Origin of the sequence: uncultured Shimia sp. (assembly GCF_947498095.1) — a bacterium.
Lineage (GTDB): Bacteria > Pseudomonadota > Alphaproteobacteria > Rhodobacterales > Rhodobacteraceae > Shimia.
Genome location: NZ_CANMJE010000016.1, coordinates 1 through 21,256 on the forward strand (window position 1 = coordinate 1; position 21,256 = coordinate 21,256).

The window sequence follows — 21,256 nt, forward strand, 5'->3', positions numbered from 1 at the left end:
TCGTATTCCTGAACAAAGTTGATCAGGTTGACGACGAAGAGCTGCTGGAACTGGTCGAAATGGAAGTCCGCGAACTGTTGACCGAATACGACTATCCTGGTGATGACATTCCGATCATCGCAGGCTCGGCTCTGGCCGCTCTGGAAGACCGTGACGACAACATCGGCAAAGAGAAAATTGCTGAGCTGATGGCCGCCGTTGACGCGTATATCCCACAGCCTCCACGTGCCGTGGATGAGCCGTTCCTGATGCCGATCGAAGACGTGTTCTCGATCTCGGGTCGTGGTACTGTTGTGACTGGCCGTGTTGAGCGTGGCGTGATCAATGTTGGCGACAACATCGAAATCGTTGGCATCAAAGACACCCAGACCACCACCTGTACCGGTGTTGAAATGTTCCGCAAGCTGCTGGATCGCGGTGAAGCTGGCGACAACATCGGCGCTCTCTTGCGTGGTATCGACCGTGAAGCGGTTGAGCGTGGTCAGGTTCTCTGCGCGCCGGGTTCTGTGAACCCGCACACCAAGTTCGAAGCCGAAGCCTATATCCTGACCAAGGATGAAGGTGGCCGTCACACGCCGTTCTTCGCGAACTACCGTCCACAGTTCTACTTCCGGACCACCGACGTGACCGGCACGGTTGAGCTGCCTTCGGGCACCGAGATGGTGATGCCTGGCGACAACCTGAAGTTCAACGTTGAACTGATCGCCCCGATCGCCATGGAACAAGGCCTGCGCTTCGCGATCCGCGAAGGTGGCCGCACCGTCGGCTCCGGCGTCGTGTCCAAAGTTATCGAGTAATTCAGGATCACTCCTGAAGACCAGAAAGGGCCGCTCAACCGAGCGGCCCTTTTCTTTTGCAGGTCAAAACCCCAAGGCAAGATACCCATCAACCGCCGATTTCCGACAGTTCGTTGCGAAAGTGATTTCCATTTATCGCAGGTTCAATTCATGATGCATGCATGACTCGAGTCTTGCCATTTGCCCTCTGCCTCAGCCTGCTTGCGGGTGTGCCGGCCCATTCATGTGGCTTTCACAACTATGCGCCTCAGCCGACGATCGTAGAACGGATGATGGACGGAAGCTCGGTTGTTTTGGCCCGGCAGAGCCGGACATCCAGTTTCAAATTCGAAGTCTCTGAACTGCTCAGCGGGAAAGTTCCTGATACTCCAATTCCGTTTCTCATAGACGGGTCAACGCGTCGCAAACTTGAAGCTGGTAAGGTCTCGGTTCTGTTCTCGTACAGCGAAGTGACACAAAGCTGGTCGCGTCTGGCCACGATAGACAACGCCATACGGCCAGTGTTGAACGACATAGTGGCCAGCCTGCCGGCTTGGCGAATGGGTAATGAGGTCGCGCGTGCCCAGAGTTTCGCGGACTTGTTGGATCATCCCAATCCCGTTGTCCACACTCTGGCTCTCAGAGAGTTGGACCTGGTTGGGTATGATGTCTTGCGGGCGCTTTCGATCCACTTTGACGCCGCGAAGTTATTGAAAGATGTCGACACGCCAATGGAGCAAGACAATGAAGCTATCCAGGTTCTTCTCTTGGGCCTCAGCGGGGATCTTACTTTGGCGACAGACCTTGAGCAGGGCGTATTAAGCAACCGCCACGGGTTTGGTCCTGCACTAGGGGCCTATGCGACGGCGTGGATCGAACTGCAAGGCATCGATGCTGTGAAAGTGCTGTCACGCGACTATCTTTTTGACCCGGCGTTTACCCCATCAGCCCAAACCCTGATCGTCGAGGCTCTGGCCCTGCACAGGAACTTCGGAGACCCGGATCTGCGCGACGCGATTTCGCATGAAATGGCGATGGTGGTTCAGAAAGATCCCTCGCTGGCGGCACTGGCGGCCCGGTATTTTGCTGGTAGAGGCCAAGGCCTTGAGCCCGGCCAGCAGGCCACTCAAAACAGTTTCTCCGCAAGACCAAGCGCGACGAATGTCGGAAACTAGTGCGTCTTACGCTTAGGGATCACCGACACCGGCAAAACGTACCCCGCTTAACGCCGCCATATCCCGCTTCCATGTGGTCACATCAGCGTGGCGGAACTCGGTCAGGCTGGAGTGGCCGCAGGCGCGCGCCAGAACCTGCATCAACTCGACACTGGCGCCAAAATAGCGTGCCAGTTTTTCGGCGCCCACCTGAACATCCATACGTTTGCGCAATTCCGGTTTCTGTGTGGCGATGCCAACCGGGCAATTGTTTGAATTGCACATGCGTGCCGCGATACAGCCCACCGCCTGCATGGCCGAATTGCTGACCGCAATCGCATCTGCGCCCATTGCCATGGCTTTGGCGAAATCTTCTGCAACGCGCAAACCTCCTGTGATGACCAGAGTCACGTCGCGCCCGGTTTTTGCGTCCAGGTGTTTGCGGGCCCGCGCCAGCGCCGGGATTGTTGGAACCGAGATATGGTCGCGGAAAATCAAAGGTGCAGCCCCGGTGCCACCACCACGCCCATCGAGAATGATATAGTCGGCACTGGCCTCAAGTGCGAAGTCGATATCATCCTCGATGTGGTTGGCTGACAGTTTAAAGCCAATCGGAATGCCGCCTGAACGTTCGCGCACCTCATCCGCAATCTTCTTGAAGTCCGCAGGCGTGTGCAGGTCGGGAAACGTTGACGGTGAGACCGCAGATTGGCCCGGTTCCAGACCACGCACCTCGGCAATCTTGCCCTGGACCTTGTCGCCGGGCAGGTGGCCCCCGGTGCCGGTCTTGGCCCCTTGGCCACCTTTGAAATGGAACGCCTGAACCTTTTCAACCAGCTCGGGCTGCCATCCAAACCCGGCCGAGGCCAGCTCGTAGAAATAGCGCGAGTTTTCGGCCTGTTCTTCAGGAAGCATGCCGCCTTCGCCGGAACAAATCCCGGTGCCGGCCATTTGTGCGCCACGGGCGAGTGCGGTTTTGGCCTCTTCAGATAGAGCACCATAGCTCATGTCCGAAACGAACAACGGAATGCCTAATTCCAGGGGCTTCGCGGCGCGCGGGCCGATAGTCACAGATGTTGCAACGGGCGCCTCATCCAACAAAGGCTTGCGAGCCATCTGGGCCGGCAGAATTTGAATGTCATCCCAATGTGGCAAATCCTTGCGCGGCACGCCCATGGCGCCCATTTCACCGTGGTGCCCCAGTTTCGACAGACCGTCGCGCGCCAGTTCATGAATCCGGGCCACTGTGGGTTCTTCCGGTGTCGCCTTGGCAGCAGGGAGGTCAGACTTGGGTTCTGGGGCAGGGTCGCCCGGCTGCAGATCACCGAGGCTCGCGTGCGTGCCATCACAGAACGGTCCATTGGCCGTGGATTTGCATTGGCACAAAGCGGCCGCACCGTCCTTGCCCGCGGTGAACTTCAGCGGCGTTACATCGGTGCCTGCATGGGAGCCATCACAAAACGGCTGTTTCTTGGACAAGCCGCAGCGACACCAGAAATAGTTTTTACCCTTTTCCAACTCGACCTTGGCGGGGGCTTTGGCGGCGATAATGGGAACTTGCTGGCTCATGAGGTTATCCTGACTGGCGCTGTTTTTCTGCGTGTCAGGCTAATTCGGAAACGGTTTTCAAGAAAGCTTCGCCGATTCACAGGAGATGTGCGCATTGCGGCAGAACATCTGCATTTCCCGCTTGCCACACCCATTTCCCCCCTGTATATCGCGCGAGTTCTCGATGAGAACGTGAGGGCGGGATGATTCCCGCCTTTTGGGTTCGATGAGGGTTTCGCGGTGGTCGCAGATCCTCCTCTCAACTCCAACGCCGATAAAAGGCTGACGAAATGCAAAGTCAAAACATTCGCATTCGGCTGAAGGCTTTCGATTACCGTGTACTGGATGCCAGCACTCAGGAAATCGTGAACACTGCAAAGCGCACAGGCGCGCAGGTTCGTGGCCCGATCCCGCTTCCCAACAAGATTGAGAAGTTCACCGTTCTGCGTGGCCCCCACGTTGACAAGAAATCCCGCGATCAGTTCGAGATCCGTACGCACAAGCGTCTTCTCGACATCGTTGATCCGACTCCCCAGACCGTAGACGCGCTGATGAAGCTCGACCTGGCGGCTGGTGTTGACGTCCAGATCTCGGTCTAAGGAGGGTATCACAGATGCGCTCTGGAATTATCGCGAAGAAAGTGGGCATGACCCGCTTGTTCATGGAAGACGGCAAACAGATTCCTGTCACCGTTCTTCACCTCGACGGCCTGCAGGTTGTTGCCCAACGCACCGCTGACAACGACGGTTACACCGCCGTTCAGCTGGGCGCAGGCTCGGCCAAAGCCAAACGCACATCCAACGCGATGCGCGGTCACTTTGCCAAATCGGGTGTTGAGCCCAAGCGCAAGGTTGCCGAGTTCCGCGTTTCGGAAGATGCCCTGATCGAAGTTGGAGCCGAAATCTCGGCCGAGCACTTCCTTGAAGGTCAGAAAGTTGACGTTGCTGGTACATCGATTGGTAAAGGCTTTGCCGGTGCCATGAAACGCCACAACTTTGGCGGTCTGCGCGCCACGCACGGTGTATCGATCTCGCACCGTTCGCACGGTTCGACCGGTCAGTGTCAGGATCCGGGCAAGGTTTTCAAAGGCAAGAAAATGGCTGGTCACATGGGCGCCGTCCGTGTCACCACTCAGAACCTTGAAGTTGTGAAAACTGACGCCGATCGTGGCCTCGTGTTCATCAAAGGCGCCGTTCCCGGCTCCAAAGGTGGCTGGGTCACTGTCAAGGATGCCGTGAAGAAAAAAGCCCCCGAAGGTCTGCCATTCCCGGCCGGTCTGAAGTCGGCTGCAACGGAAGCACCTGCGGAAGAAGCTCCCGCGGAAGGTGGTGAAGCATGAAACTTGACGTAATCAAACTCGACGGCAAAAAGGCTGGCTCTGTTGAGCTGTCCGAAGACCTGTTCGGTCTGGAGCCGCGCGCGGATATCCTGCACCGTGTGGTGCGCTGGCAGCGTAACAACGCCCAAGCCGGCACCCATAAGGTGAAAACACGGTCCGAAGTGAAATACTCGACCAAGAAGATCTATCGTCAGAAAGGCACCGGCGGCGCACGTCACGGCGCACGGTCTGCTCCGATCTTCCGCGGTGGTGGTGTTTACAAAGGCCCGGTTGTTCGCAGCCACGGTCACGACCTGACCAAGAAGTTCCGCAAACTGGGTCTGCGTCACGCCCTGTCCGCCAAAGCGAAAGCTGGCGAACTGGTTGTGATCGACACCGCAGAGTCGGACGGCAAAACATCCGCACTGGCCAAACAGGTGAAAAACCTGGGCTGGAAACGCGCGCTGATCATTGACGGTGCTTCGGTTAACGAAGGTTTCGCCAAGGCAGCAAGCAACATCGAAGGTCTGGATATCCTGCCAACGATGGGCGCAAACGTCTATGACATCCTCAAGCGTGATACCCTCGTGATCACCAAAGCAGGGATGGAAGCACTGGAGGCTCGACTGAAATGAGCGCGAAGGCTGAACATTACGATGTGATCCGCAAGCCGATCATCACCGAGAAATCGACCATGGCATCCGAAAACGGTGCGGTTGTTTTCGAAGTGTCGATCGACGCCAACAAACCGATGATCAAAGAGGCCGTTGAGGCGCTGTTTGATGTTAAGGTCAAAGCGGTCAACACCACGATCACCAAGGGTAAAGTCAAACGTTTCCGCGGCCAGTTGGGCAAGCGTAAAGACGTTAAAAAGGCTTATGTCACCTTGGAAGAAGGCAACACGATCGACGTGACCACTGGTCTGTGATTGTGAAGGTGGGGTGAAACCCCGACCTGCGTCTTAAGAAATCAAAGAGCCCCTCGGTGTGAACCGGGGGGCTTTTTTTCGGCCGTACTTTCGATCTTTCGGATGCAACTGATTGTGGCGAAGTCTTCTAAATAAGATTTGCAACACGGCAGTAAGGCACGAAACAGCGGCCTTTTGGCCGGTCGTGCCAGCGCCGCCCCATGGGGGCGGGTCGGCGCTGGCACGTGGTAAATCTTACAGTCTACCCCGTCCGCCTCGCACGGGCTTTGCCAAAAACTGTGTCTCGGGCAATGATGCTGCTATTAGGCAGCTCCGGGAGGTTTGGGCTTTGTTCATTTCATCAAATCTCGTTTTCCTTGAGCTTCACAAAACTGGGACAACGCATGTTCAAAAAATTCTGGATGAGGTTTTGGACGGCGATATCCGCGGCAAGCACAACCAACTTAAGCGCACCGTGTTCGATCAGAACACGCTCTACCTCGGGTCGATCTGGAATCCGTGGGCGTGGTACTGCTCGCTTTGGTCCTATGGCTGCGATTCTGCCGGGATGCTTTATGGCAAACTGACCCGGACCCGTCGCAGGTTGGGCAGGCCACTGCACTGGATGTCGCGCCCGCGTGAAACCTATGGTGAAACCTTGCGGCTTCCCTCGAAAGACTGGCGTGAGACCTATCGCGACGCGCGAGACCCAGAAGCGTTTCGAACCTGGCTCAAGATGCTTTTAGACTCGCCCCACAGACGCGATATTGGCGAGGGGTATGGGTCATCGCCTGTATCCAGTGTCTGTGGGTTGATGACTTATCGGTATCTTAGGTTGTTTTGCACGTTTAGGGGCGAAGATGCGGCCCTGAAAAAATTGCTCTCAGCGCAAGAGGTTGAGCGTTACGAGCAGCAAAACAATTTCATCACCCACTTTGTCAGGACCGAGAGTCTGGAGCGTGATCTGTTCGCGATCTTATCCGAGAGCGGTATCACGCTGTCTGACGCGGCAGAAGACAAGGTTTTGAACATGCCAAAGACGAACAGTTCAGTACGCCCCCTTGGCCTTGCCGACTATTACGACGAAGAAACGGCTGCACTCGTGGCGCGCAAAGACTGGATCCTGATCGACAAGTTTGGCTATCGTCTTGAGTGAGCGCAGCTGGGGCGGTTTTGACTTATCCCGTGCGCCCATAAAACGTCATCCGCGCTTCCTCTGACAGGGACACGCCCGGTTCCGAGTTATAGGCCAGCACGGCCAGCATGCGGGTGCGGTCTCCTTCGTTTGGCGCAACCCGGTGCATTGAGTTGCGGCCCCGGAAGAACACGAGCGTTCCAGCCTCGGCGATCAGTTCTTTCACAGGAGTCTTGCCGTCCAGAATATCCCCGACAGCGTCAAAGTTCATGTCGCCCGCATCTGCGTCGCGGACGTTCTCCACATACTCAAATTGCCCACCTTTTTCCGGCGCCTGAACCATTAGTGTGATGGCAAAGGACGAGTTATCAAAATGCCAGCCCAATTCTTGGCCCGTGCGGGCAAAGTGCAGGTTGATCGACGACAGGGGGTCGGCATAAGGGTACAGCGCGGCCTCGCCCAGCACATGACAGAGAAACCCCTGAAACACGTCTGACTCATACAAGATCCGCAGGGCGGACTCGGTGGGGATCAGATCATCTGTGATACAGCCTTTGGACGAGGTGACCATGCGGTTGCGCGGGTGGTTCGGGCCATAGGCCGGATCGGGCGCGCTGAGGTACACCGTGTGCTGTTCGGTCTTGGCATAGACCTTGTCCTCATTCGCATGTCCTTCGGCGCGCATCGTGGCGATCGCCCCCTCGCGTACGAAGCCTGGCATCGACAGAGCGCCTGTCTCGTCAAAGGTTGCTTTGCATGTTGCCCGAAAATCGGCATCGGCGATGGGATAGGTGGCCAGGTCGATGATCTCATCCAACGTCATAGGCGGCCCTTTCAATGCTTGTGCTGCGCAAAGCAAAGGCTAGCAAGCGGAGGCGCATTTGGAAAGCCGTCAGGTTGGTTCTGCGATTGAAGGTCAGGTCATAGGGGGATAGGGTCTGTGCCAGGCACAGGGCATTTTATTTGGCATCAGGAGCTTTGCAGATGGACCAGGCAGAATTTGATCGGTTTGCGGATGAATATGACGCCATGCACCGGGCAAATATCCGTGCCTCGGGTGAAGGGCCGGAGTATTTTGCACGATACAAGATCGAAGACATGGTCAAGGTCTGGGACCGCAAAAACCGCGAACAGCCCGTGCAAAAGATCCTGGATTTTGGCGGAGGCATCGGAGCGTCGGCGCCGCATCTTTCGGAACTGTTTCCCGAAGCGCGCATCACCCTAGCCGATGTCTCAGAACGTAGTCTCGAGATCGCCGAGGCACGCGGTGTCGAACGCGTGGACACCATGTTGTTTGATGGCGCAAGCCTGCCAATTGAAGATGCCAGCATAGACACCGCCATCGCGGCGTGTGTGTTTCACCATATCCCCGCCGAAGAGCATATCGCGCTGATGGCCGAGATCCGCCGCACCCTGCGCCCCGGTGGTTTGTTCTTTATCTTTGAACACAACCCGTGGAACCCGCTGACCCGCAAAGCTGTCGACACCTGCCCGTTTGATGAAAACGCCGTGTTGATCACCGGCCCCGAACTGCGCCGTCGCCTGAAGGCCGCAGGGTTCGATCAGGTCGACCTCTCGTGGCGCATCTTTATCCCTGGCGCCCTGCGCGCAATCCGCCCGGTCGAGAACTGGCTGGAATGGCTGCCGCTCGGGGCGCAGTACCGGACTGTCGCGGTGAAATAGACAATAAAGGCCCCATCGTCTCGGGTCTCAGCTTGTTGTTTCTGCACAAGAGCCGAACAGTTTGGCATTGCCCAAAGAAATATGGGCAATTCACTTGCCCCCCACACCGAACCCCGCTATATCCCGCCAGTCGGCTGGCCTCAGATTCGTTCTGGGGCCGGTTGTGCATTTAATCGGGCACCTACGGGGGCCTATACCATTGGCACCTACGGGGGCCTCAAACATAGCGGGGATACGTTCCTCGCATTGCTAAACGGAAGACAGAAAGCATGGCACTTAAGTCGTATAAGCCGACGACGCCGGGCCAACGTGGGTTGGTGCTGATTGACCGTTCCGAGCTGTATAAAGGACGTCCAGTCAAAGCCCTCACTGAGGGTCTGACAAAGTCGGGCGGCCGGAATAACACCGGACGGATCACATCGCGTCGCCGCGGTGGTGGGGCAAAACGCCTCTACCGGATCGTTGATTTCAAACGTAATAAAATGGATGTTGCGGCAACCGTCGAACGGATCGAATATGACCCGAACCGGACCGCCTTCATCGCACTCGTCAAATACGAAGACGGAGAGCAGGCCTATATCCTCGCACCTCAGCGTCTCGCAGTTGGCGACCAGGTTGTGGCCTCGGCCAAAGCCGACATCAAGCCGGGTAACGCGATGCCGTTCTCGGGCATGCCGATCGGTACCATCATTCACAACATCGAACTGAAACCGGGCAAGGGCGGCCAGATCGCTCGCGCAGCAGGCACATATGCTCAGTTCGTTGGTCGTGACGGTGGCTACGCTCAGATCCGCCTGTCGTCAGGTGAATTGCGCATGGTCCGTCAGGAATGCATGGCCACCGTTGGTGCCGTGTCGAACCCCGACAACTCGAACCAGAACTACGGTAAAGCCGGTCGTATGCGCCACAAAGGCAAGCGTCCGTCGGTTCGTGGCGTCGTCATGAACCCGATCGATCACCCACATGGTGGTGGTGAAGGCCGTACTTCGGGTGGTCGTCACCCAGTATCGCCTTGGGGTAAGCCGACCAAAGGGGCTCGTACCCGCAACAAGAACAAAGCGTCGCAAAAGCTTATTATTCGCTCGCGTCACGCCAAGAAGAAGGGGCGTTAATATATGTCTCGCTCTGTATGGAAAGGTCCCTTTGTCGATGCTTACGTGCTGAAAAAAGCCGAAGCAGCGCGCGAGTCGGGCCGCAACGAAGTCATCAAGATCTGGTCGCGTCGTTCCACCATTCTGCCCCAGTTCGTGGGTCTGACATTTGGTGTGTACAACGGTCAGAAACACATCCCAGTTAACGTCTCGGAAGACATGATCGGTCAAAAGTTCGGTGAGTATTCGCCAACCCGCACCTATTACGGTCACGCCGCAGACAAAAAAGCGAAACGGAAGTAAGCCATGAGCAAGGATAAAAATCCCCGCCGCGTGGCTGACAACGAAGCAATGGCAAAACTGCGCATGCTTCGCACCAGCCCGCAAAAACTGAACCTGGTCGCAGGCATGATCCGTGGCAAGAAAGTTGAAAAGGCTCTGACCGATCTGACTTTCTCGAACAAGCGTATCGCAGCAGACGTGAAGAAGTGCCTTCAGTCCGCTATCGCCAACGCCGAAAACAACCACAACCTGGACGTTGACGAGCTGATCGTCGCCGAAGCCTATGTGGGTAAAAACCTGACCATGAAACGCGGTCGTCCGCGCGCCCGTGGTCGTTTCGGTAAGATCATCAAGCCGTTCTCGGAACTCACCATCAAGGTGCGTCAAGTTGAGGAGCAAGCCTAATGGGTAACAAAGTCAATCCGGTCGGCATGCGTCTTCAGGTCAACCGCACCTGGGACAGCCGTTGGTACGCAAATACCAAAGACTACGGTGATCTTCTTCTGGAAGACCTGAAAATCCGTGAGTTCATTGGCAAAGAGTGTAAGCAAGCTGGTGTTGCTCGTGTGATCATCGAACGTCCGCACAAAAAGTGCCGCGTCACGATCCACACCGCACGTCCCGGCGTCATCATCGGCAAGAAAGGTGCAGATATCGAAACTCTGCGCAAGAAAATCGCCGCGATGACCGACTCGGAACTGCACCTCAACATTGTTGAAGTGCGCAAGCCCGAGCTCGACGCTCAGCTGGTTGGCGAGTCGATCGCTCAGCAGCTGGAACGCCGTGTATCTTTCCGTCGCGCGATGAAGCGTGCCGTACAGAACGCCATGCGCATGGGCGCCCTGGGTATCCGGGTGAACGTTGCTGGCCGTCTGGGTGGTGCAGAAATCGCACGGACCGAATGGTATCGTGAGGGCCGTGTGCCTCTTCACACACTGCGTGCCGACATCGATTACGCGCATTCCGAGGCGATGACTCCTTACGGGATCATCGGCATCAAGGTCTGGATTTTCAAAGGCGAGATCATGGAACATGATCCGGCGGCACGTGACCGTCGCGCCCAAGAAATCCAGGACGGCCCCGCACCACGCGGCGCCGGTGGCCGTCGCTAAGGGAGACTGAAAAATGCTTCAGCCAAAGCGTACTAAATTCCGCAAGCAGCACAAAGGCCGGATCAAAGGCCTCGCAAAAGGCGGTTCTGACCTGAACTTCGGCTCCTACGGTCTGAAAGCAACCACACCCGAGCGTGTGACTGCCCGCCAGATCGAAGCAGCACGTCGTGCCATGACGCGTCACATGAAACGTCAAGGTCGTGTTTGGATCCGTATCTTCCCCGACGTACCGGTCACGGCAAAGCCGATCGAAGTTCGTATGGGTAAAGGTAAAGGCTCTGTTGACCGTTGGGTTTGCAAAGTTAAGCCGGGTCGCGTGATGTTCGAGATCGACGGCGTCAATGACGACGTTGCTCGCGAAGCTCTGCGCCTTGCCGCGATGAAACTGCCGGTGAAAACCCGCGTCGTGGTTCGCGAAGACTGGTAAGTCAATTTCGCGTCGGCAGCCTTTTGAGGCCTGCAAACGCGAATGACAAAGATTTGACCCTCCGGCCGATTGCCGGGGGGTCTTTTTCTTTTTGCAGCTATTAGATTGGCTTGGTGGACCGGCGCCTGGCCGGTGATGAGAGTGGGAATAGGCACATGGAAAACTATGCAGACCTGATGTTTCACGAAGCTGTGGCAGACTTGCAAAAAACCGACGGAAGCTATGACAAGTTTCAGGTTGGCTACAAGCATCGAACCCAGGACAGCCTGTCCGCCGATGACATCGCATTCATCCAATCCCGCGAAAGCGCTTATATCGCAACCACCACGCCGGACGGCTGGCCTTATGTCCAGCATCGCGGCGGTGCGCGAGGATTTTTCAAGGTCGTGAACGCCAATCAGCTGGTTTGTGGCGACTACCGTGGCAATCGGCAGTTTATCTCAATGGGGAACCTCGAAACGAACACGCGGATTTCGATGTTCTTCATGGACTATATGAACAAGGCCCGGTTGAAAATTCAGGGGCACGCGACGCTACAATCTGCGGCTGACGCTTCACCGGAGATCCTTGCGCTGGTTCAGGATGAAGGCCCTGCCGCTGAGCGTGTGTTGACCGTTGATGTGGTGGCGATGGATTGGAATTGCCCCAAGTACATTCCCGACTTCTATCCCGCAGATATGGTCAGGCATGTCGTTGCCCGCGAAATGGATAAGCTCAGGCAGGAAAATGCGGCGTTGCGAGAGGCTTTGCAGAACCAGACCAAGTAACGCGTTGGTCACTATTCATCGATAAACTGACGGCAATCGGCAAATCCTTGCGAGATGGCGCATCATACGCTTATCATCGGGTATTGATGCTCCTTACATGAAATTGTCTGCTGCCCATGAAACCCATTGTCTTTCGCGCCGCCGTCTTGATGGCTGGCCTTGCCCTTCTTTCCGCTTGTGCCTCTCAGGGGCCAAACAGTGCTACGCCTAAGGCATATGATGTTCTCACGGATGGTGAGATCACATTGCCTGCGGTTCCGAACACCTATTTGGAGCCACCCAACAGGCGGGCCGAGGTGGCCTATAACGGGTCAGAAGAGCCGGGAACAATCGTGGTCGATCCACATGCGAAGTTTCTATATTTTGTCGAAGAGGACGGACAAGCCACGCGCTATCCCATTGCTGTGGGGATCGAAGGTCGGGCGTTTCGTGGGTCAGCAACGGTGAACCACAGCAAAGAATGGCCCTCATGGGCACCAACCAAAAACATGTTGCGCAGTGAGCCTGAGGTCTATGGGCCTTTTGCAGGCGGGATTCCCGGCGGTGTTGCAAGCCCACTGGGTGCGCGCGCGCTCTATCTCTATCGCGGCGGCAAGGATACGCGCTATCGCATTCACGGCACCAACGACATGGAGTCCATTGGCAATGCCAACACTGCGGGGTGTATCCGCTTGTTCAATCAGGACATCATTCATCTTGCCGAGCGCACACCGAACGGTACGGCGGTTGTGGTCAGAACCTATGAAGACTCGGTCGCGCTCGAAGGCGAGGAACTTGCCAATCGCGGTGTCGAACTGCCTCCGAAGATCGTCGACCCGGATGTGGTCGCCGCCGCTGTCGTGGCTCAAGAAGCAGGCTGACGGTCCATAGGCCAAACCAATGGCGATGCGCGATCACGAGGTCTTTTGTCGCGCTCGCTCTTGGCGGCCGCTTGCGCTAAACCCCCCTTATGGCCCAGATCGAATCTCTCTTTGTGACCCGCTTTTACCGTGCCCAGCTGTCCGAGCATGGCACTCCCATCGACAATGACGAACTGGTGGCCTCCTGCTACTCAATCGCTGAAGATGACGAGGCCGGGCAGGAGTGGTGCGAAACCCAAGGCTATCCCGGCTATACGTCTTATGCCTCGCTCACGGACTTGCCGTGGCGTTTCCCGATCTTTGCCGACATCGTTGCGGCGCTCGACAAACATGTTGCCGAGTTTGCCAAGGATCTCGAGTTCGTGCTCGAGGACAAGAAGCTGGTGCTCGAGGACATCTGGATCAACATTCTGCCTGAAGGTGGCCTGCACACGTCACACCTTCATCCGCACTCGGTGATTTCAGGTACCACCTATGTTTCGCTGCCCGACGGGGCAGGGGCTTTGAAACTGGAAGACCCCCGCTCAGGTCGCATGATGGCCTCGCCTGCACGCCAGCCGGACGCGCGCCGTGATATGCAGCCGTTCATCTACATGAAACCCGACGTGGGCGAGGTGTTCCTCTGGGAAAGCTGGTTGCGCCACGAAGTACCGATGAATATGGCCGAGGACGAGCGGATCTCGGTGAGCTTCAACTATAAGTGGGAGTGAGGCCGAAAGCGGCGCCACGAAACCCGTCCTAAATCAGCCATTTACACACCACGTTGAAATCATTCCTTGCTTTCTGCAGCGCTACCCCCCATATGCAGCTTGCTTACGTTATTCTATTTCGACCACTGTCTCTGCTAATCCGGCTTCAGTCTTTCGATCCAGACCGACCACGCCGGGTTGCCGCACTACCGCGGGCAACGATTAATAGGAGACTACGGATATGGCCACTGGCACCGTAAAATGGTTCAACACTACTAAAGGCTTCGGCTTCATCGCACCTGATGGTGGCAGCAAAGACGTGTTTGTACACATCTCAGCTGTTGAGCGTTCCGGTCTGACCGGCCTCGCCGACAACCAGAAAGTGACTTTCGACGTAGAAGCCGGCCGTGACGGTCGTGAATCTGCTGTGAACATCGAACTGGCCTAAGCCCTTTCGATCTGAATTCCGAAAACGGCCTCGCATTTGCGGGGCCGTTTTTGTTTTGGGGGTGTAGTTTGCTCTGCTGTCAGGCTGTTTCAGGCAAGACAGAGTTTTTTTGCGAACGCTGGTTTTGGTGTTAACAATATCCGCAACTGTGCTGCGCGGGCTATTGGCGTGGTGGCGGTGTCCCATTAACCAGCAGGACAATAATTCGATGCCCACTATGAAACGCCAAGCTTCCCTCGCCTTACCAACCTTCAGAGCAACCCATGTCGCAGCCTCTCGATGGAACATCATTGTGGCGAAGCTAAGCGCAGTCCTTTGCCTGTTTCTGGCCAGCGGGCAGGCCCATGCCGGGTTAGAGATATGCAACGACACTGGCGACGTTCAAAGCGTGTCGATCGGGTACAAAGGCGAGTCTGAGTGGACCTCGGAAGGATGGTGGGTGCTGCAGCCCGGAAAATGTTCGACACCTGTCTCTGGAGACCTCGAGAAGCGGTACTATTACTATCGGGCCGAAGTTTCCGGCGGGGCGTTCACAGGGGGTAACTTTTTCTTCTGCACCTCAACAGCCGAGTACACGATTGTGGGTGACGACCAATGTGCCGAACAAGGCTATGATCGTGAAGACTTCAGCGAGATTGATACCGGCAAAACTGGAAAGCACTTTGTGCTTCGGCTAACACCGGACCTCATGGCGCAGAAGCAGCCAAAACCAAAGTCGCAGGTGCAGCCAAAGCCGCCGACGCAGACTCAGGCTGGCCTTACGGTCTGCAATAAAACCGAGGACACACAGGCCATTTCAATAGGGTATAAACTCGATGAGGCTGAGATTTCCGAAGGCTGGTGGAATGTGGAACCTGGCGCGTGCAAGGTGGTCATCAAAGGCAAGCTCAAAACACGATATTACTACTATCGCGCCGAGGTGAATGGCGGAGGCTTTGACGGGCAGGACGCCCATTTCTGTACAAGTCCTGAAATTTATACCATTGAGGGCCGGGATGACTGCAGCGGCCGGGGATATGATCGAGAAGCTTTCCGGATGTTCGACACCGGCGACACACTTTATGGCTTCACGCTCAACTTGGTTCCCTAAAGACGGCCGCGCCGAGAAAACGACGCGAGGCAAGGAGATTGAATCTTTCCCTTGCCACCACCCAGAACTCCCCGTATAGAGCGCCATCTCACGGATTCCTGTGGACGCAGGAGTCGTGTGCAATGTCATTTGTCCATCAGGTGCAAGGTCACCCCTCACATACCCAGGGGGCCTTCTGATGTATGAGAAAGGAAAAGGCGCATGAACGCCAACGAACTGCGTGAAAAAACGCCGGATCAGCTTCGTGAAGAGCTGGCCAACCTCAAGAAAGAATCGTTCAACCTGCGTTTCCAAGCGGCCACGGGCGCTCTGGAAAACCCGGCTCGCATCCGCGAGGCACGTCGTGCCGCCGCGCGTGTGAAGACCATCCTGAACGAAAAAGCCAACAGCGCAGCCGAATAAGAGGAGCCGAATAGATGCCCAAACGTATTCTGACTGGCACCGTAACATCGGATGCCAACGCCCAAACAGTCACCGTGTCGGTCGAACGTCGCTTCACCCACCCGGTTCTGAAAAAGACCATTCGTAAGTCCAAAAAGTACCGGGCTCACGATGAGAAGAACGCCTACAAAGTCGGTGACTTTGTCCGTATTATCGAATGCGCTCCGCGTTCGAAAACCAAACGCTGGGAAGTTCTGGAAGCTTAAGAGTCTCGCAAGAGGCTCCCATAGCGACTTGACTTAACAGTTAGTCGAAACCCTGGGGGCTACGCCACGCATCGGCGCCCCAAAGGTCGGGAGAAACCACATGATCCAGATGCAAACCAACCTGGATGTTGCTGACAACAGCGGCGCTCGCCGTGTTCAGTGCATCAAGGTGCTGGGTGGTTCCAAGCGTAAATACGCATCCGTTGGCGACGTTATCGTCGTCTCGGTTAAGGAAGCCATTCCGCGCGGTCGCGTTAAAAAAGGGGACGTCCGTAAGGCCGTCGTCGTTCGCACCGCTAAAGAAGTCCGTCGTGAAGATGGCACAGCGATCCGCTTTGATCGCAACGCAGCCGTTATTCTGAATAACGCAAACGAGCCCGTCGGCACCCGTATCTTCGGGCCGGTTGTTCGTGAGTTGCGCGCCAAAAACTTCATGAAAATCATCTCGCTCGCGCCGGAGGTGCTGTAAGATGGCTGCTAAACTGAAAAAAGGCGACAAGGTTGTCGTTCTGGCCGGTAAGGACAAGGGCAAAGAGGGAACGATTACCTCTGTTGATCCGTCCGCTGGTAAAGCCGTTGTAGACGGTCTGAACATCGCCATCCGCCACACCCGCCAGTCGCAAAACGACCAAGGTGGCCGCGTGCCCAAGGCAATGCCAATCGCTCTGTCGAACCTGGCTTTTGTTGACGCAAACGGCAAACCGTCGCGCGTTGGCTTCAAGATGGACGGCGACAAGAAAGTACGCTTTGCCAAAACCACGGGAGATGTGATCGATGCTTGATAACACTGACTACACCCCGCGCCTCAAGGCCGCGTACAAAGACAACATCCGTGCCGCTCTGAAAGAAGAGTTTGGTTACAAGAACGAGATGATGATCCCCAAGCTGGAGAAAATCGTTCTGAACATCGGTTGTGGTCGTGCGGCTGTTCGTGACAGCAAAAAAGCCAAGTCCGCCCAGGCAGACCTGACCCTGATTGCTGGTCAAAAAGCATTGACCACCACGGCAAAGAACTCGATCGCGGGCTTCCGTGTTCGTGAAGGCATGCCGATGGGTGCCAAGGTGACCCTGCGCGGTGACCGCATGTACGAATTCCTCGATCGTCTGATCACCATTGCGATGCCGCGTATCCGCGACTTCCGTGGTGTTAAGCCGAGCTTTGATGGCCGCGGCAACTTTGCCACCGGCTTGAAAGAGCACATCGTATTCCCAGAAATCGATTTCGACAAAGTCGACGAGAACTGGGGCATGGATATCGTAATTGCCACCACCGCTGAAACCGATGCCGAAGCCAAGAGCCTGTTGAAAGCTTTCAACATGCCCTTCAACGCGTGATCGGGAAGGAACTTAGACATGGCTAAAAAAGCAATGATCGAACGCGAGAAGAAGCGTCAGCGCCTGGTGGAGAAATATGCTGCCAAACGCGCCGAGCTCAAAGAGATCGCAAACGACGAAAGCAAGCCGATGGAAGAGCGTTTCAAAGCGCGCCTCAAGCTTGCAAAACTGCCACGTAACTCGTCGGCAACCCGTCTTCACAACCGCTGCCAGCTGACCGGCCGTCCTCACGCTTACTATCGTAAGCTGAAGGTCTCCCGGATCGCACTGCGGGAACTGGGCTCGAATGGCCAGATCCCCGGCATGGTCAAATCTAGCTGGTAAGGAGAGACAGAAATGAACGATCCTATCGCTGACATGCTGACCCGTATCCGCAACGGCCAGATGCGTGGCAAGTCGACCGTGTCGACTCCTGCGTCGAAACTGCGCGGCTGGGTTCTGGATGTACTTGCCGACGAAGGCTACATCCGCGGCTACGAAGCTGCTGAAGAGAACGGCCACCCGGCGTTCGAAATCAGCCTCAAATACTACGAAGGCACTCCTGTCATTCGCGAAGTGAAACGGGTTTCGAAACCTGGTCGTCGCGTTTACATGGGCGTCAATGACATCCCCGTTGTCCGTCAGGGCCTGGGCGTGTCGATTGTCTCCACCCCCAAAGGTGTGATGTCGGATGCAAGTGCACGTGCCAACAATGTTGGTGGCGAAGTACTTTGCACGGTCTTCTAAGGAGAGCCTGATGTCTCGTATTGGTAAAAAACCGGTCGAGCTGCCCAGTGGCGTCACTGCTGCTGTCTCCGGCCAGACCATCGAAATCAAAGGTCCGAAAGACACCCAGTCTTTCACTGCAACTGACGATGTCACGCTTGCTGTGGAAGACAACGTTGTGACCGTGACACCGCGTGGCTTGTCCAAGCGTGCACGTCAGCAATGGGGCATGTCGCGCACAGTGGTTGCCAACATGGTGACCGGCGTGTCGACGGGCTTTAAGAAAGAGCTTGAAATCAACGGTGTTGGTTATCGTGCACAGATGCAGGGCAACACCCTGAAACTGTCGCTCGGTCTCTCACACGAGGTGAACTTTGAAGTGCCTGCCGGTATCACCGTCACTGCACCCAAGCCCACCGTGATCATCGTTGAAGGCACTGACGTTCAACTCGTCGGCCAGGTTGCGGCTAACATCCGCGAATGGCGTAAGCCCGAGCCCTATAAGGGCAAAGGCATCAAGTACAAAGACGAGTATATCTTCCGCAAGGAAGGCAAGAAGAAGTAAGGACCAGACAAATGGCAAACAGCACAAGAACCCTGTTTCTGAAGCGCCGCCTGCGCGTCCGGAACAAACTTCGCAAGGTCAACGCAGGACGTCCGCGTCTTTCGGTACACCGTTCGAACAAGAACATCAGCGTTCAGCTGATCGACGACGTCAACGGCGTGACCCTTGCAGCAGCATCCACCTTGGAAAAAGACCTCGGTTTTGTTGGCAAGAACAGCGTAGAAGCGGCAGCCAAAGTTGGCGCAGCTATCGCGGAACGTGCCAAGAAAGCTGGCGTGACCGAAGCTTACTTCGATCGCGGTGGTTTCCTCTTCCACGGCAAAGTGAAGGCTGTCGCCGACGCTGCGCGTGAAGGTGGCTTGAAAATCTAAGAACCTGAGGGGGACGGCAACGTCCCCCCGATGATCCGGGGGCTCCGGCAACGGGGTCCACCAGGATTGACATAACGGCGCCAAGCGCCAATCAGAAAGGAATGCCAAAATGGCAGAACGTGAAAACCGCCGGGGTCGTGGTCGCAATCGCGAAGACGAAACTCCGGAATTCGCCGACCGTCTGGTCGCGATCAACCGTGTCTCGAAAACCGTAAAAGGTGGTAAGCGCTTTGGCTTTGCTGCTCTGGTTGTCGTAGGCGATCAAAAAGGCCGCGTTGGTTTCGGCAAAGGTAAAGCGAAAGAGGTCCCTGAGGCCATCCGCAAAGCCACCGAGCAAGCCAAGCGTCAGATGATCCGCGTGCCATTGCGCGAAGGTCGTACCCTGCACCACGACATCGAAGGCCGTCACGGCGCCGGTAAAGTGGTCATGCGGACAGCCCCAGAAGGTACAGGTATCATCGCCGGTGGTCCAATGCGTGCCGTTTTCGAAATGCTCGGCGTCAAAGACGTTGTGTCGAAATCGATCGGGTCGCAAAACCCCTACAACATGATCCGCGCCACCATTGACGGTCTGAACAAAGAGTCCAGCCCCCGTCAGGTTGCCGCACGTCGTGGCAAAAAAGTTGCCGACATCCTGAAAAAGGATGAAGCACCGGCCGCTGAAGCCGCCGAAGCGTAAGGAACTGAGCACATGGCAAAAACCATCGTCGTAAAACAGGTCGGTTCGCCGATCCGTCGCCCCGCAGAACAGCGTGCCACGCTGATCGGCCTGGGTCTGAACAAAATGAACCGCACCCGCGAACTCGAAGACACCCCTTCGGTCCGCGGTATGGTCAACAAGATCCCGCACCTCGTCGAGATCATCGAAGAAAAAGGCTAAGCGGTAGGCGGGCTGAATCCCGTCCAACCAAAAGTTTGAAACGCCTCGCAGGAAACTGCGGGGCGTTTTTCATTTTCGCCGCACAGGCGTTCTACCTCCGAATACCCTTTCTCTAGGGCCAATCACGTGGCCACAACCTCGAGAAAGGAGAGATCAATGAGACACTTTTGTTTTGTTGGAAGAGACGCATGGACTGTTTATCGTGGTCTGGAAGAAGGTCTCGAATACAATTCGGACATGTTCTTGACCCGTAAGTTCATTGTCGCGCGCAAGATAGCATTTTGGGGACCAAATGGTTCGCTAGACCGGATTTACGTAGAAGTAGAGCCCTGAACCCCGGATCGCTTGCGATCCGGTTCGCACCCGACCCGCCCCCAGGCGGGTGCGAATGCACCAGCCTCGGGACGGGCGCGAACCTTTTTATGTTTCAGTACGCTCGCCTCACGCCTCTTTAACCTGCGTCCCCTAGCTTCCCTCACGTCGCGACAGGCTGGGCCACCACCCCGGTCACATATGGAAAGGGGACCCACGAGGGCTGACGCCCCAAAGGGTCTACAGAACTGTTCCGTAGGCGGGCTGACACCCGTTTCCCATATCCGATCTGGCGGCGCCGCCATCCTACACCGGCAACCGAGCGATCCACCGAAATGATGTCCGATAACCTCCATGCCGCAAGGTTGTGAGGGGTCTTGGTGTGCGGTTTTCAAACTGCCCAAATGTTATGCAATAGATGCATAACGGATTTGTCTTAACGTGAGTTGTTGCAGCGCAGCATAGACCTTATCTGAGCCTCATCGCTGAACACAGCAACTGAAACAGACCGGGTTGACCAAGTCCCCGGACCGCACACCCAAAGGATTAAGACAATGGCACACGCAACCGTAAACCTCGCCCACTTCGGCTTTTTCGACGTTATCCGCAACACTTTCGCAGACCTGCGCGCTGCAGCTGCTGAGCGTTCCGCGTACCAACGCACCTACAACGAACTGTCGCGCCTGACAGACCGTGAACTTTCGGACATCGGCCTGCGCCGCTGCGACATCGCAGAAGTCTGCGCCAAGTCTGCTCGCGGCTAATCGCGCGCGTCTAAGAATTCGCACGCCCCGCCCATAGTGGTGGGGCGTTTTGCGTTTTTGGTCCCCGGCAGGCATGCAGCCCCGGTCAAGCCGGGGATGAGAAAACCACAGGTTCTCAATGTCCGGTTCAGGGCGTATCCACAGGACACCTTAGACAGAGATATGAATTGGAACATAAAATGGCACAGGCTGTTCTGCACACCGGTCGTTTCACCCGGCTTTACGAGCTTGGCCAGATGTTCAAAGCTCTGTTCAAAAGACAGCATGTTACGCACTGGACCGAATGCCTGCGCGACGACGTACGTAAGTGATCGGCTAAAAACGATCGGGACTTTTGGTTTCCGGGGATTTCAAAAACACGCTCAGCACAGCATGCAGGGCGTGTTTTGC

General features: G+C 56.1%; 34 protein-coding genes. 32 read left to right on the forward strand and 2 right to left on the reverse strand.

The window, feature by feature from the left end:
• Both Q0932_RS18340 and Q0932_RS18345 read left to right on the forward strand, forming a co-directional pair.
• On the forward strand, nucleotides 1-797 hold a 797-nt coding region (locus Q0932_RS18340; RefSeq protein ID WP_299356329.1), incomplete at its 5' end, for an elongation factor Tu.
• Between the two features lie 161 nt (nucleotides 798-958).
• Nucleotides 959-1,951, forward strand: coding sequence for a hypothetical protein (locus Q0932_RS18345; RefSeq protein ID WP_299356331.1), 993 nt, complete (start codon nucleotides 959-961; stop codon nucleotides 1,949-1,951).
• A gap of 12 nt (nucleotides 1,952-1,963) precedes the next feature.
• Here Q0932_RS18345 and Q0932_RS18350 read toward each other — a convergent pair whose 3' ends face one another.
• Entirely contained in the window at nucleotides 1,964-3,499 is a 1,536-nt protein-coding gene (locus Q0932_RS18350) for a glutamate synthase-related protein (protein WP_299356333.1), read from the reverse strand.
• 269 nt (nucleotides 3,500-3,768) lie between these two features.
• On the opposite strand from Q0932_RS18350, the gene rpsJ reads away from it, so the two are divergent.
• From rpsJ to Q0932_RS18375, 5 genes are all read left to right on the forward strand, one after another.
• Complete coding sequence (gene rpsJ / locus Q0932_RS18355) at nucleotides 3,769-4,077, forward strand: 30S ribosomal protein S10 (protein WP_044028221.1); 309 nt, start codon at nucleotides 3,769-3,771, stop codon at nucleotides 4,075-4,077.
• A gap of 14 nt (nucleotides 4,078-4,091) precedes the next feature.
• Nucleotides 4,092-4,817: a 50S ribosomal protein L3 gene (rplC, locus tag Q0932_RS18360; protein WP_299356336.1), complete on the forward strand. Its 726-nt coding sequence runs from the start codon at nucleotides 4,092-4,094 to the stop codon at nucleotides 4,815-4,817.
• On the forward strand, nucleotides 4,814-5,431 hold the full coding sequence (gene rplD / locus Q0932_RS18365; protein ID WP_299356338.1) for a 50S ribosomal protein L4: 618 nt from the start codon (nucleotides 4,814-4,816) through the stop codon (nucleotides 5,429-5,431). The genes rplC and rplD overlap by 4 nt, the downstream gene beginning before the upstream one ends.
• On the forward strand, nucleotides 5,428-5,724 hold the full coding sequence (locus Q0932_RS18370) for a 50S ribosomal protein L23 (RefSeq protein ID WP_299356340.1): 297 nt from the start codon (nucleotides 5,428-5,430) through the stop codon (nucleotides 5,722-5,724). The genes rplD and Q0932_RS18370 overlap by 4 nt, the downstream gene beginning before the upstream one ends.
• Nucleotides 5,725-6,052: 328 nt before the next feature.
• Entirely contained in the window at nucleotides 6,053-6,859 is an 807-nt protein-coding gene (locus tag Q0932_RS18375; RefSeq protein WP_299356342.1) for a hypothetical protein, read from the forward strand.
• A gap of 22 nt (nucleotides 6,860-6,881) precedes the next feature.
• Here Q0932_RS18375 and Q0932_RS18380 read toward each other — a convergent pair whose 3' ends face one another.
• Complete coding sequence (locus tag Q0932_RS18380) at nucleotides 6,882-7,661, reverse strand: 2OG-Fe(II) oxygenase (RefSeq protein ID WP_299356344.1); 780 nt, start codon at nucleotides 7,659-7,661, stop codon at nucleotides 6,882-6,884.
• Nucleotides 7,662-7,822: 161 nt separating this feature from the next.
• Between Q0932_RS18380 and Q0932_RS18385 the strand changes: the two genes are divergently transcribed.
• The 25 genes from Q0932_RS18385 to Q0932_RS18505 all read left to right on the forward strand — a co-directional run bounded on the left by Q0932_RS18385 (nucleotide 7,823) and on the right by Q0932_RS18505 (nucleotide 21,177).
• Entirely contained in the window at nucleotides 7,823-8,521 is a 699-nt protein-coding gene (locus Q0932_RS18385) for a class I SAM-dependent methyltransferase (protein WP_299356346.1), read from the forward strand.
• Between the two features lie 269 nt (nucleotides 8,522-8,790).
• Nucleotides 8,791-9,633: a 50S ribosomal protein L2 gene (rplB, locus tag Q0932_RS18390; RefSeq protein WP_299356348.1), complete on the forward strand. Its 843-nt coding sequence runs from the start codon at nucleotides 8,791-8,793 to the stop codon at nucleotides 9,631-9,633.
• Nucleotides 9,634-9,636: 3 nt separating this feature from the next.
• Complete coding sequence (gene rpsS / locus Q0932_RS18395) at nucleotides 9,637-9,915, forward strand: 30S ribosomal protein S19 (protein WP_005980699.1); 279 nt, start codon at nucleotides 9,637-9,639, stop codon at nucleotides 9,913-9,915.
• Between the two features lie 3 nt (nucleotides 9,916-9,918).
• Complete coding sequence (gene rplV, locus Q0932_RS18400; protein WP_299356350.1) at nucleotides 9,919-10,299, forward strand: 50S ribosomal protein L22; 381 nt, start codon at nucleotides 9,919-9,921, stop codon at nucleotides 10,297-10,299.
• Nucleotides 10,299-11,006: a 30S ribosomal protein S3 gene (gene rpsC, locus Q0932_RS18405; protein WP_299356352.1), complete on the forward strand. Its 708-nt coding sequence runs from the start codon at nucleotides 10,299-10,301 to the stop codon at nucleotides 11,004-11,006. The genes rplV and rpsC overlap by 1 nt, the downstream gene beginning before the upstream one ends.
• Before the next feature lie 13 nt (nucleotides 11,007-11,019).
• Nucleotides 11,020-11,433 (forward strand): 50S ribosomal protein L16, encoded by a 414-nt coding sequence (gene rplP, locus Q0932_RS18410; RefSeq protein ID WP_299356354.1) that lies wholly within the window; start codon nucleotides 11,020-11,022, stop codon nucleotides 11,431-11,433.
• A 155-nt stretch (nucleotides 11,434-11,588) separates the two neighbouring features.
• Nucleotides 11,589-12,200, forward strand: a complete 612-nt coding sequence (locus tag Q0932_RS18415; RefSeq protein WP_299356356.1) for a pyridoxamine 5'-phosphate oxidase family protein — start codon at nucleotides 11,589-11,591, stop codon at nucleotides 12,198-12,200.
• 116 nt (nucleotides 12,201-12,316) lie between these two features.
• A complete protein-coding gene (locus tag Q0932_RS18420) occupies nucleotides 12,317-13,060 on the forward strand; it encodes a L,D-transpeptidase (RefSeq protein WP_299356358.1) in 744 nt (247 codons plus the stop codon).
• An 89-nt stretch (nucleotides 13,061-13,149) separates the two neighbouring features.
• Nucleotides 13,150-13,770: a 2OG-Fe(II) oxygenase family protein gene (locus Q0932_RS18425; protein ID WP_299356360.1), complete on the forward strand. Its 621-nt coding sequence runs from the start codon at nucleotides 13,150-13,152 to the stop codon at nucleotides 13,768-13,770.
• Between the two features lie 220 nt (nucleotides 13,771-13,990).
• Nucleotides 13,991-14,197: a cold-shock protein gene (locus Q0932_RS18430; RefSeq protein ID WP_127115635.1), complete on the forward strand. Its 207-nt coding sequence runs from the start codon at nucleotides 13,991-13,993 to the stop codon at nucleotides 14,195-14,197.
• 292 nt (nucleotides 14,198-14,489) lie between these two features.
• On the forward strand, nucleotides 14,490-15,287 hold the full coding sequence (locus tag Q0932_RS18435) for a DUF1036 domain-containing protein (protein WP_299356363.1): 798 nt from the start codon (nucleotides 14,490-14,492) through the stop codon (nucleotides 15,285-15,287).
• A gap of 201 nt (nucleotides 15,288-15,488) precedes the next feature.
• Nucleotides 15,489-15,689: a 50S ribosomal protein L29 gene (gene rpmC, locus Q0932_RS18440; RefSeq protein ID WP_299356365.1), complete on the forward strand. Its 201-nt coding sequence runs from the start codon at nucleotides 15,489-15,491 to the stop codon at nucleotides 15,687-15,689.
• Between the two features lie 14 nt (nucleotides 15,690-15,703).
• Nucleotides 15,704-15,934 (forward strand): 30S ribosomal protein S17, encoded by a 231-nt coding sequence (gene rpsQ / locus Q0932_RS18445; protein ID WP_299356367.1) that lies wholly within the window; start codon nucleotides 15,704-15,706, stop codon nucleotides 15,932-15,934.
• Nucleotides 15,935-16,034: 100 nt separating this feature from the next.
• Nucleotides 16,035-16,403: a 50S ribosomal protein L14 gene (rplN, locus tag Q0932_RS18450; protein ID WP_048863755.1), complete on the forward strand. Its 369-nt coding sequence runs from the start codon at nucleotides 16,035-16,037 to the stop codon at nucleotides 16,401-16,403.
• A gap of 1 nt (nucleotide 16,404) precedes the next feature.
• On the forward strand, nucleotides 16,405-16,716 hold the full coding sequence (rplX, locus tag Q0932_RS18455; RefSeq protein WP_299356373.1) for a 50S ribosomal protein L24: 312 nt from the start codon (nucleotides 16,405-16,407) through the stop codon (nucleotides 16,714-16,716).
• The gene (rplE, locus tag Q0932_RS18460) at nucleotides 16,709-17,269 is read left to right on the forward strand and encodes a 50S ribosomal protein L5 (RefSeq protein ID WP_299356376.1); all 561 of its coding nucleotides are present in this window, start codon (nucleotides 16,709-16,711) and stop codon (nucleotides 17,267-17,269) included. Before rplX ends, rplE begins: the two co-directional genes overlap by 8 nt.
• 18 nt (nucleotides 17,270-17,287) lie before the next feature.
• The gene (rpsN, locus tag Q0932_RS18465; protein WP_299356377.1) at nucleotides 17,288-17,593 is read left to right on the forward strand and encodes a 30S ribosomal protein S14; all 306 of its coding nucleotides are present in this window, start codon (nucleotides 17,288-17,290) and stop codon (nucleotides 17,591-17,593) included.
• 12 nt (nucleotides 17,594-17,605) lie between these two features.
• Entirely contained in the window at nucleotides 17,606-17,995 is a 390-nt protein-coding gene (gene rpsH, locus Q0932_RS18470; RefSeq protein WP_299356378.1) for a 30S ribosomal protein S8, read from the forward strand.
• 10 nt (nucleotides 17,996-18,005) lie between these two features.
• Entirely contained in the window at nucleotides 18,006-18,539 is a 534-nt protein-coding gene (rplF, locus tag Q0932_RS18475; RefSeq protein WP_299356379.1) for a 50S ribosomal protein L6, read from the forward strand.
• 11 nt (nucleotides 18,540-18,550) lie between these two features.
• The gene (gene rplR, locus Q0932_RS18480; protein WP_299356381.1) at nucleotides 18,551-18,910 is read left to right on the forward strand and encodes a 50S ribosomal protein L18; all 360 of its coding nucleotides are present in this window, start codon (nucleotides 18,551-18,553) and stop codon (nucleotides 18,908-18,910) included.
• Nucleotides 18,911-19,019: 109 nt separating this feature from the next.
• On the forward strand, nucleotides 19,020-19,589 hold the full coding sequence (gene rpsE, locus Q0932_RS18485; protein WP_299356383.1) for a 30S ribosomal protein S5: 570 nt from the start codon (nucleotides 19,020-19,022) through the stop codon (nucleotides 19,587-19,589).
• Between the two features lie 12 nt (nucleotides 19,590-19,601).
• Complete coding sequence (rpmD, locus tag Q0932_RS18490; protein ID WP_127115625.1) at nucleotides 19,602-19,790, forward strand: 50S ribosomal protein L30; 189 nt, start codon at nucleotides 19,602-19,604, stop codon at nucleotides 19,788-19,790.
• 156 nt (nucleotides 19,791-19,946) lie between these two features.
• Complete coding sequence (locus Q0932_RS18495) at nucleotides 19,947-20,123, forward strand: hypothetical protein (RefSeq protein WP_299356386.1); 177 nt, start codon at nucleotides 19,947-19,949, stop codon at nucleotides 20,121-20,123.
• Nucleotides 20,124-20,656: 533 nt separating this feature from the next.
• Nucleotides 20,657-20,866: a DUF1127 domain-containing protein gene (locus Q0932_RS18500; RefSeq protein WP_299356388.1), complete on the forward strand. Its 210-nt coding sequence runs from the start codon at nucleotides 20,657-20,659 to the stop codon at nucleotides 20,864-20,866.
• Between the two features lie 179 nt (nucleotides 20,867-21,045).
• A complete protein-coding gene (locus Q0932_RS18505; RefSeq protein WP_299356390.1) occupies nucleotides 21,046-21,177 on the forward strand; it encodes a hypothetical protein in 132 nt (43 codons plus the stop codon).
• The last annotated feature ends 79 nt before the right edge of the window (nucleotides 21,178-21,256 follow it).

Excerpts from the sequence above, each read along its gene's own strand:
- Q0932_RS18345 (WP_299356331.1), top strand. The coding sequence starts at position 959 with ATGACTCGAGTCTTGCCATTTGCCCTCTGCCTCAGCCTGCTTGCGGGT.
- Q0932_RS18350 (WP_299356333.1), bottom strand. The coding sequence starts at position 3,499 with ATGAGCCAGCAAGTTCCCATTATCGCCGCCAAAGCCCCCGCCAAGGTC.
- rpsJ (WP_044028221.1), top strand. The coding sequence starts at position 3,769 with ATGCAAAGTCAAAACATTCGCATTCGGCTGAAGGCTTTCGATTACCGT.
- rplC (WP_299356336.1), top strand. The coding sequence starts at position 4,092 with ATGCGCTCTGGAATTATCGCGAAGAAAGTGGGCATGACCCGCTTGTTC.
- rplD (WP_299356338.1), top strand. The coding sequence starts at position 4,814 with ATGAAACTTGACGTAATCAAACTCGACGGCAAAAAGGCTGGCTCTGTT.
- Q0932_RS18370 (WP_299356340.1), top strand. The coding sequence starts at position 5,428 with ATGAGCGCGAAGGCTGAACATTACGATGTGATCCGCAAGCCGATCATC.
- Q0932_RS18380 (WP_299356344.1), bottom strand. The coding sequence starts at position 7,661 with ATGACGTTGGATGAGATCATCGACCTGGCCACCTATCCCATCGCCGAT.
- Q0932_RS18385 (WP_299356346.1), top strand. The coding sequence starts at position 7,823 with ATGGACCAGGCAGAATTTGATCGGTTTGCGGATGAATATGACGCCATG.
- rplB (WP_299356348.1), top strand. The coding sequence starts at position 8,791 with ATGGCACTTAAGTCGTATAAGCCGACGACGCCGGGCCAACGTGGGTTG.
- rpsS (WP_005980699.1), top strand. The coding sequence starts at position 9,637 with ATGTCTCGCTCTGTATGGAAAGGTCCCTTTGTCGATGCTTACGTGCTG.
- rplV (WP_299356350.1), top strand. The coding sequence starts at position 9,919 with ATGAGCAAGGATAAAAATCCCCGCCGCGTGGCTGACAACGAAGCAATG.
- rpsC (WP_299356352.1), top strand. The coding sequence starts at position 10,299 with ATGGGTAACAAAGTCAATCCGGTCGGCATGCGTCTTCAGGTCAACCGC.
- rplP (WP_299356354.1), top strand. The coding sequence starts at position 11,020 with ATGCTTCAGCCAAAGCGTACTAAATTCCGCAAGCAGCACAAAGGCCGG.
- Q0932_RS18415 (WP_299356356.1), top strand. The coding sequence starts at position 11,589 with ATGGAAAACTATGCAGACCTGATGTTTCACGAAGCTGTGGCAGACTTG.
- Q0932_RS18420 (WP_299356358.1), top strand. The coding sequence starts at position 12,317 with ATGAAACCCATTGTCTTTCGCGCCGCCGTCTTGATGGCTGGCCTTGCC.
- Q0932_RS18425 (WP_299356360.1), top strand. The coding sequence starts at position 13,150 with ATGGCCCAGATCGAATCTCTCTTTGTGACCCGCTTTTACCGTGCCCAG.
- Q0932_RS18430 (WP_127115635.1), top strand. The coding sequence starts at position 13,991 with ATGGCCACTGGCACCGTAAAATGGTTCAACACTACTAAAGGCTTCGGC.
- rpmC (WP_299356365.1), top strand. The coding sequence starts at position 15,489 with ATGAACGCCAACGAACTGCGTGAAAAAACGCCGGATCAGCTTCGTGAA.
- rpsQ (WP_299356367.1), top strand. The coding sequence starts at position 15,704 with ATGCCCAAACGTATTCTGACTGGCACCGTAACATCGGATGCCAACGCC.
- rplN (WP_048863755.1), top strand. The coding sequence starts at position 16,035 with ATGATCCAGATGCAAACCAACCTGGATGTTGCTGACAACAGCGGCGCT.
- rplX (WP_299356373.1), top strand. The coding sequence starts at position 16,405 with ATGGCTGCTAAACTGAAAAAAGGCGACAAGGTTGTCGTTCTGGCCGGT.
- rplE (WP_299356376.1), top strand. The coding sequence starts at position 16,709 with ATGCTTGATAACACTGACTACACCCCGCGCCTCAAGGCCGCGTACAAA.
- rpsN (WP_299356377.1), top strand. The coding sequence starts at position 17,288 with ATGGCTAAAAAAGCAATGATCGAACGCGAGAAGAAGCGTCAGCGCCTG.
- rpsH (WP_299356378.1), top strand. The coding sequence starts at position 17,606 with ATGAACGATCCTATCGCTGACATGCTGACCCGTATCCGCAACGGCCAG.
- rplF (WP_299356379.1), top strand. The coding sequence starts at position 18,006 with ATGTCTCGTATTGGTAAAAAACCGGTCGAGCTGCCCAGTGGCGTCACT.
- rplR (WP_299356381.1), top strand. The coding sequence starts at position 18,551 with ATGGCAAACAGCACAAGAACCCTGTTTCTGAAGCGCCGCCTGCGCGTC.
- rpsE (WP_299356383.1), top strand. The coding sequence starts at position 19,020 with ATGGCAGAACGTGAAAACCGCCGGGGTCGTGGTCGCAATCGCGAAGAC.
- rpmD (WP_127115625.1), top strand. The coding sequence starts at position 19,602 with ATGGCAAAAACCATCGTCGTAAAACAGGTCGGTTCGCCGATCCGTCGC.
- Q0932_RS18495 (WP_299356386.1), top strand. The coding sequence starts at position 19,947 with ATGAGACACTTTTGTTTTGTTGGAAGAGACGCATGGACTGTTTATCGT.
- Q0932_RS18500 (WP_299356388.1), top strand. The coding sequence starts at position 20,657 with ATGGCACACGCAACCGTAAACCTCGCCCACTTCGGCTTTTTCGACGTT.
- Q0932_RS18505 (WP_299356390.1), top strand. The coding sequence starts at position 21,046 with ATGGCACAGGCTGTTCTGCACACCGGTCGTTTCACCCGGCTTTACGAG.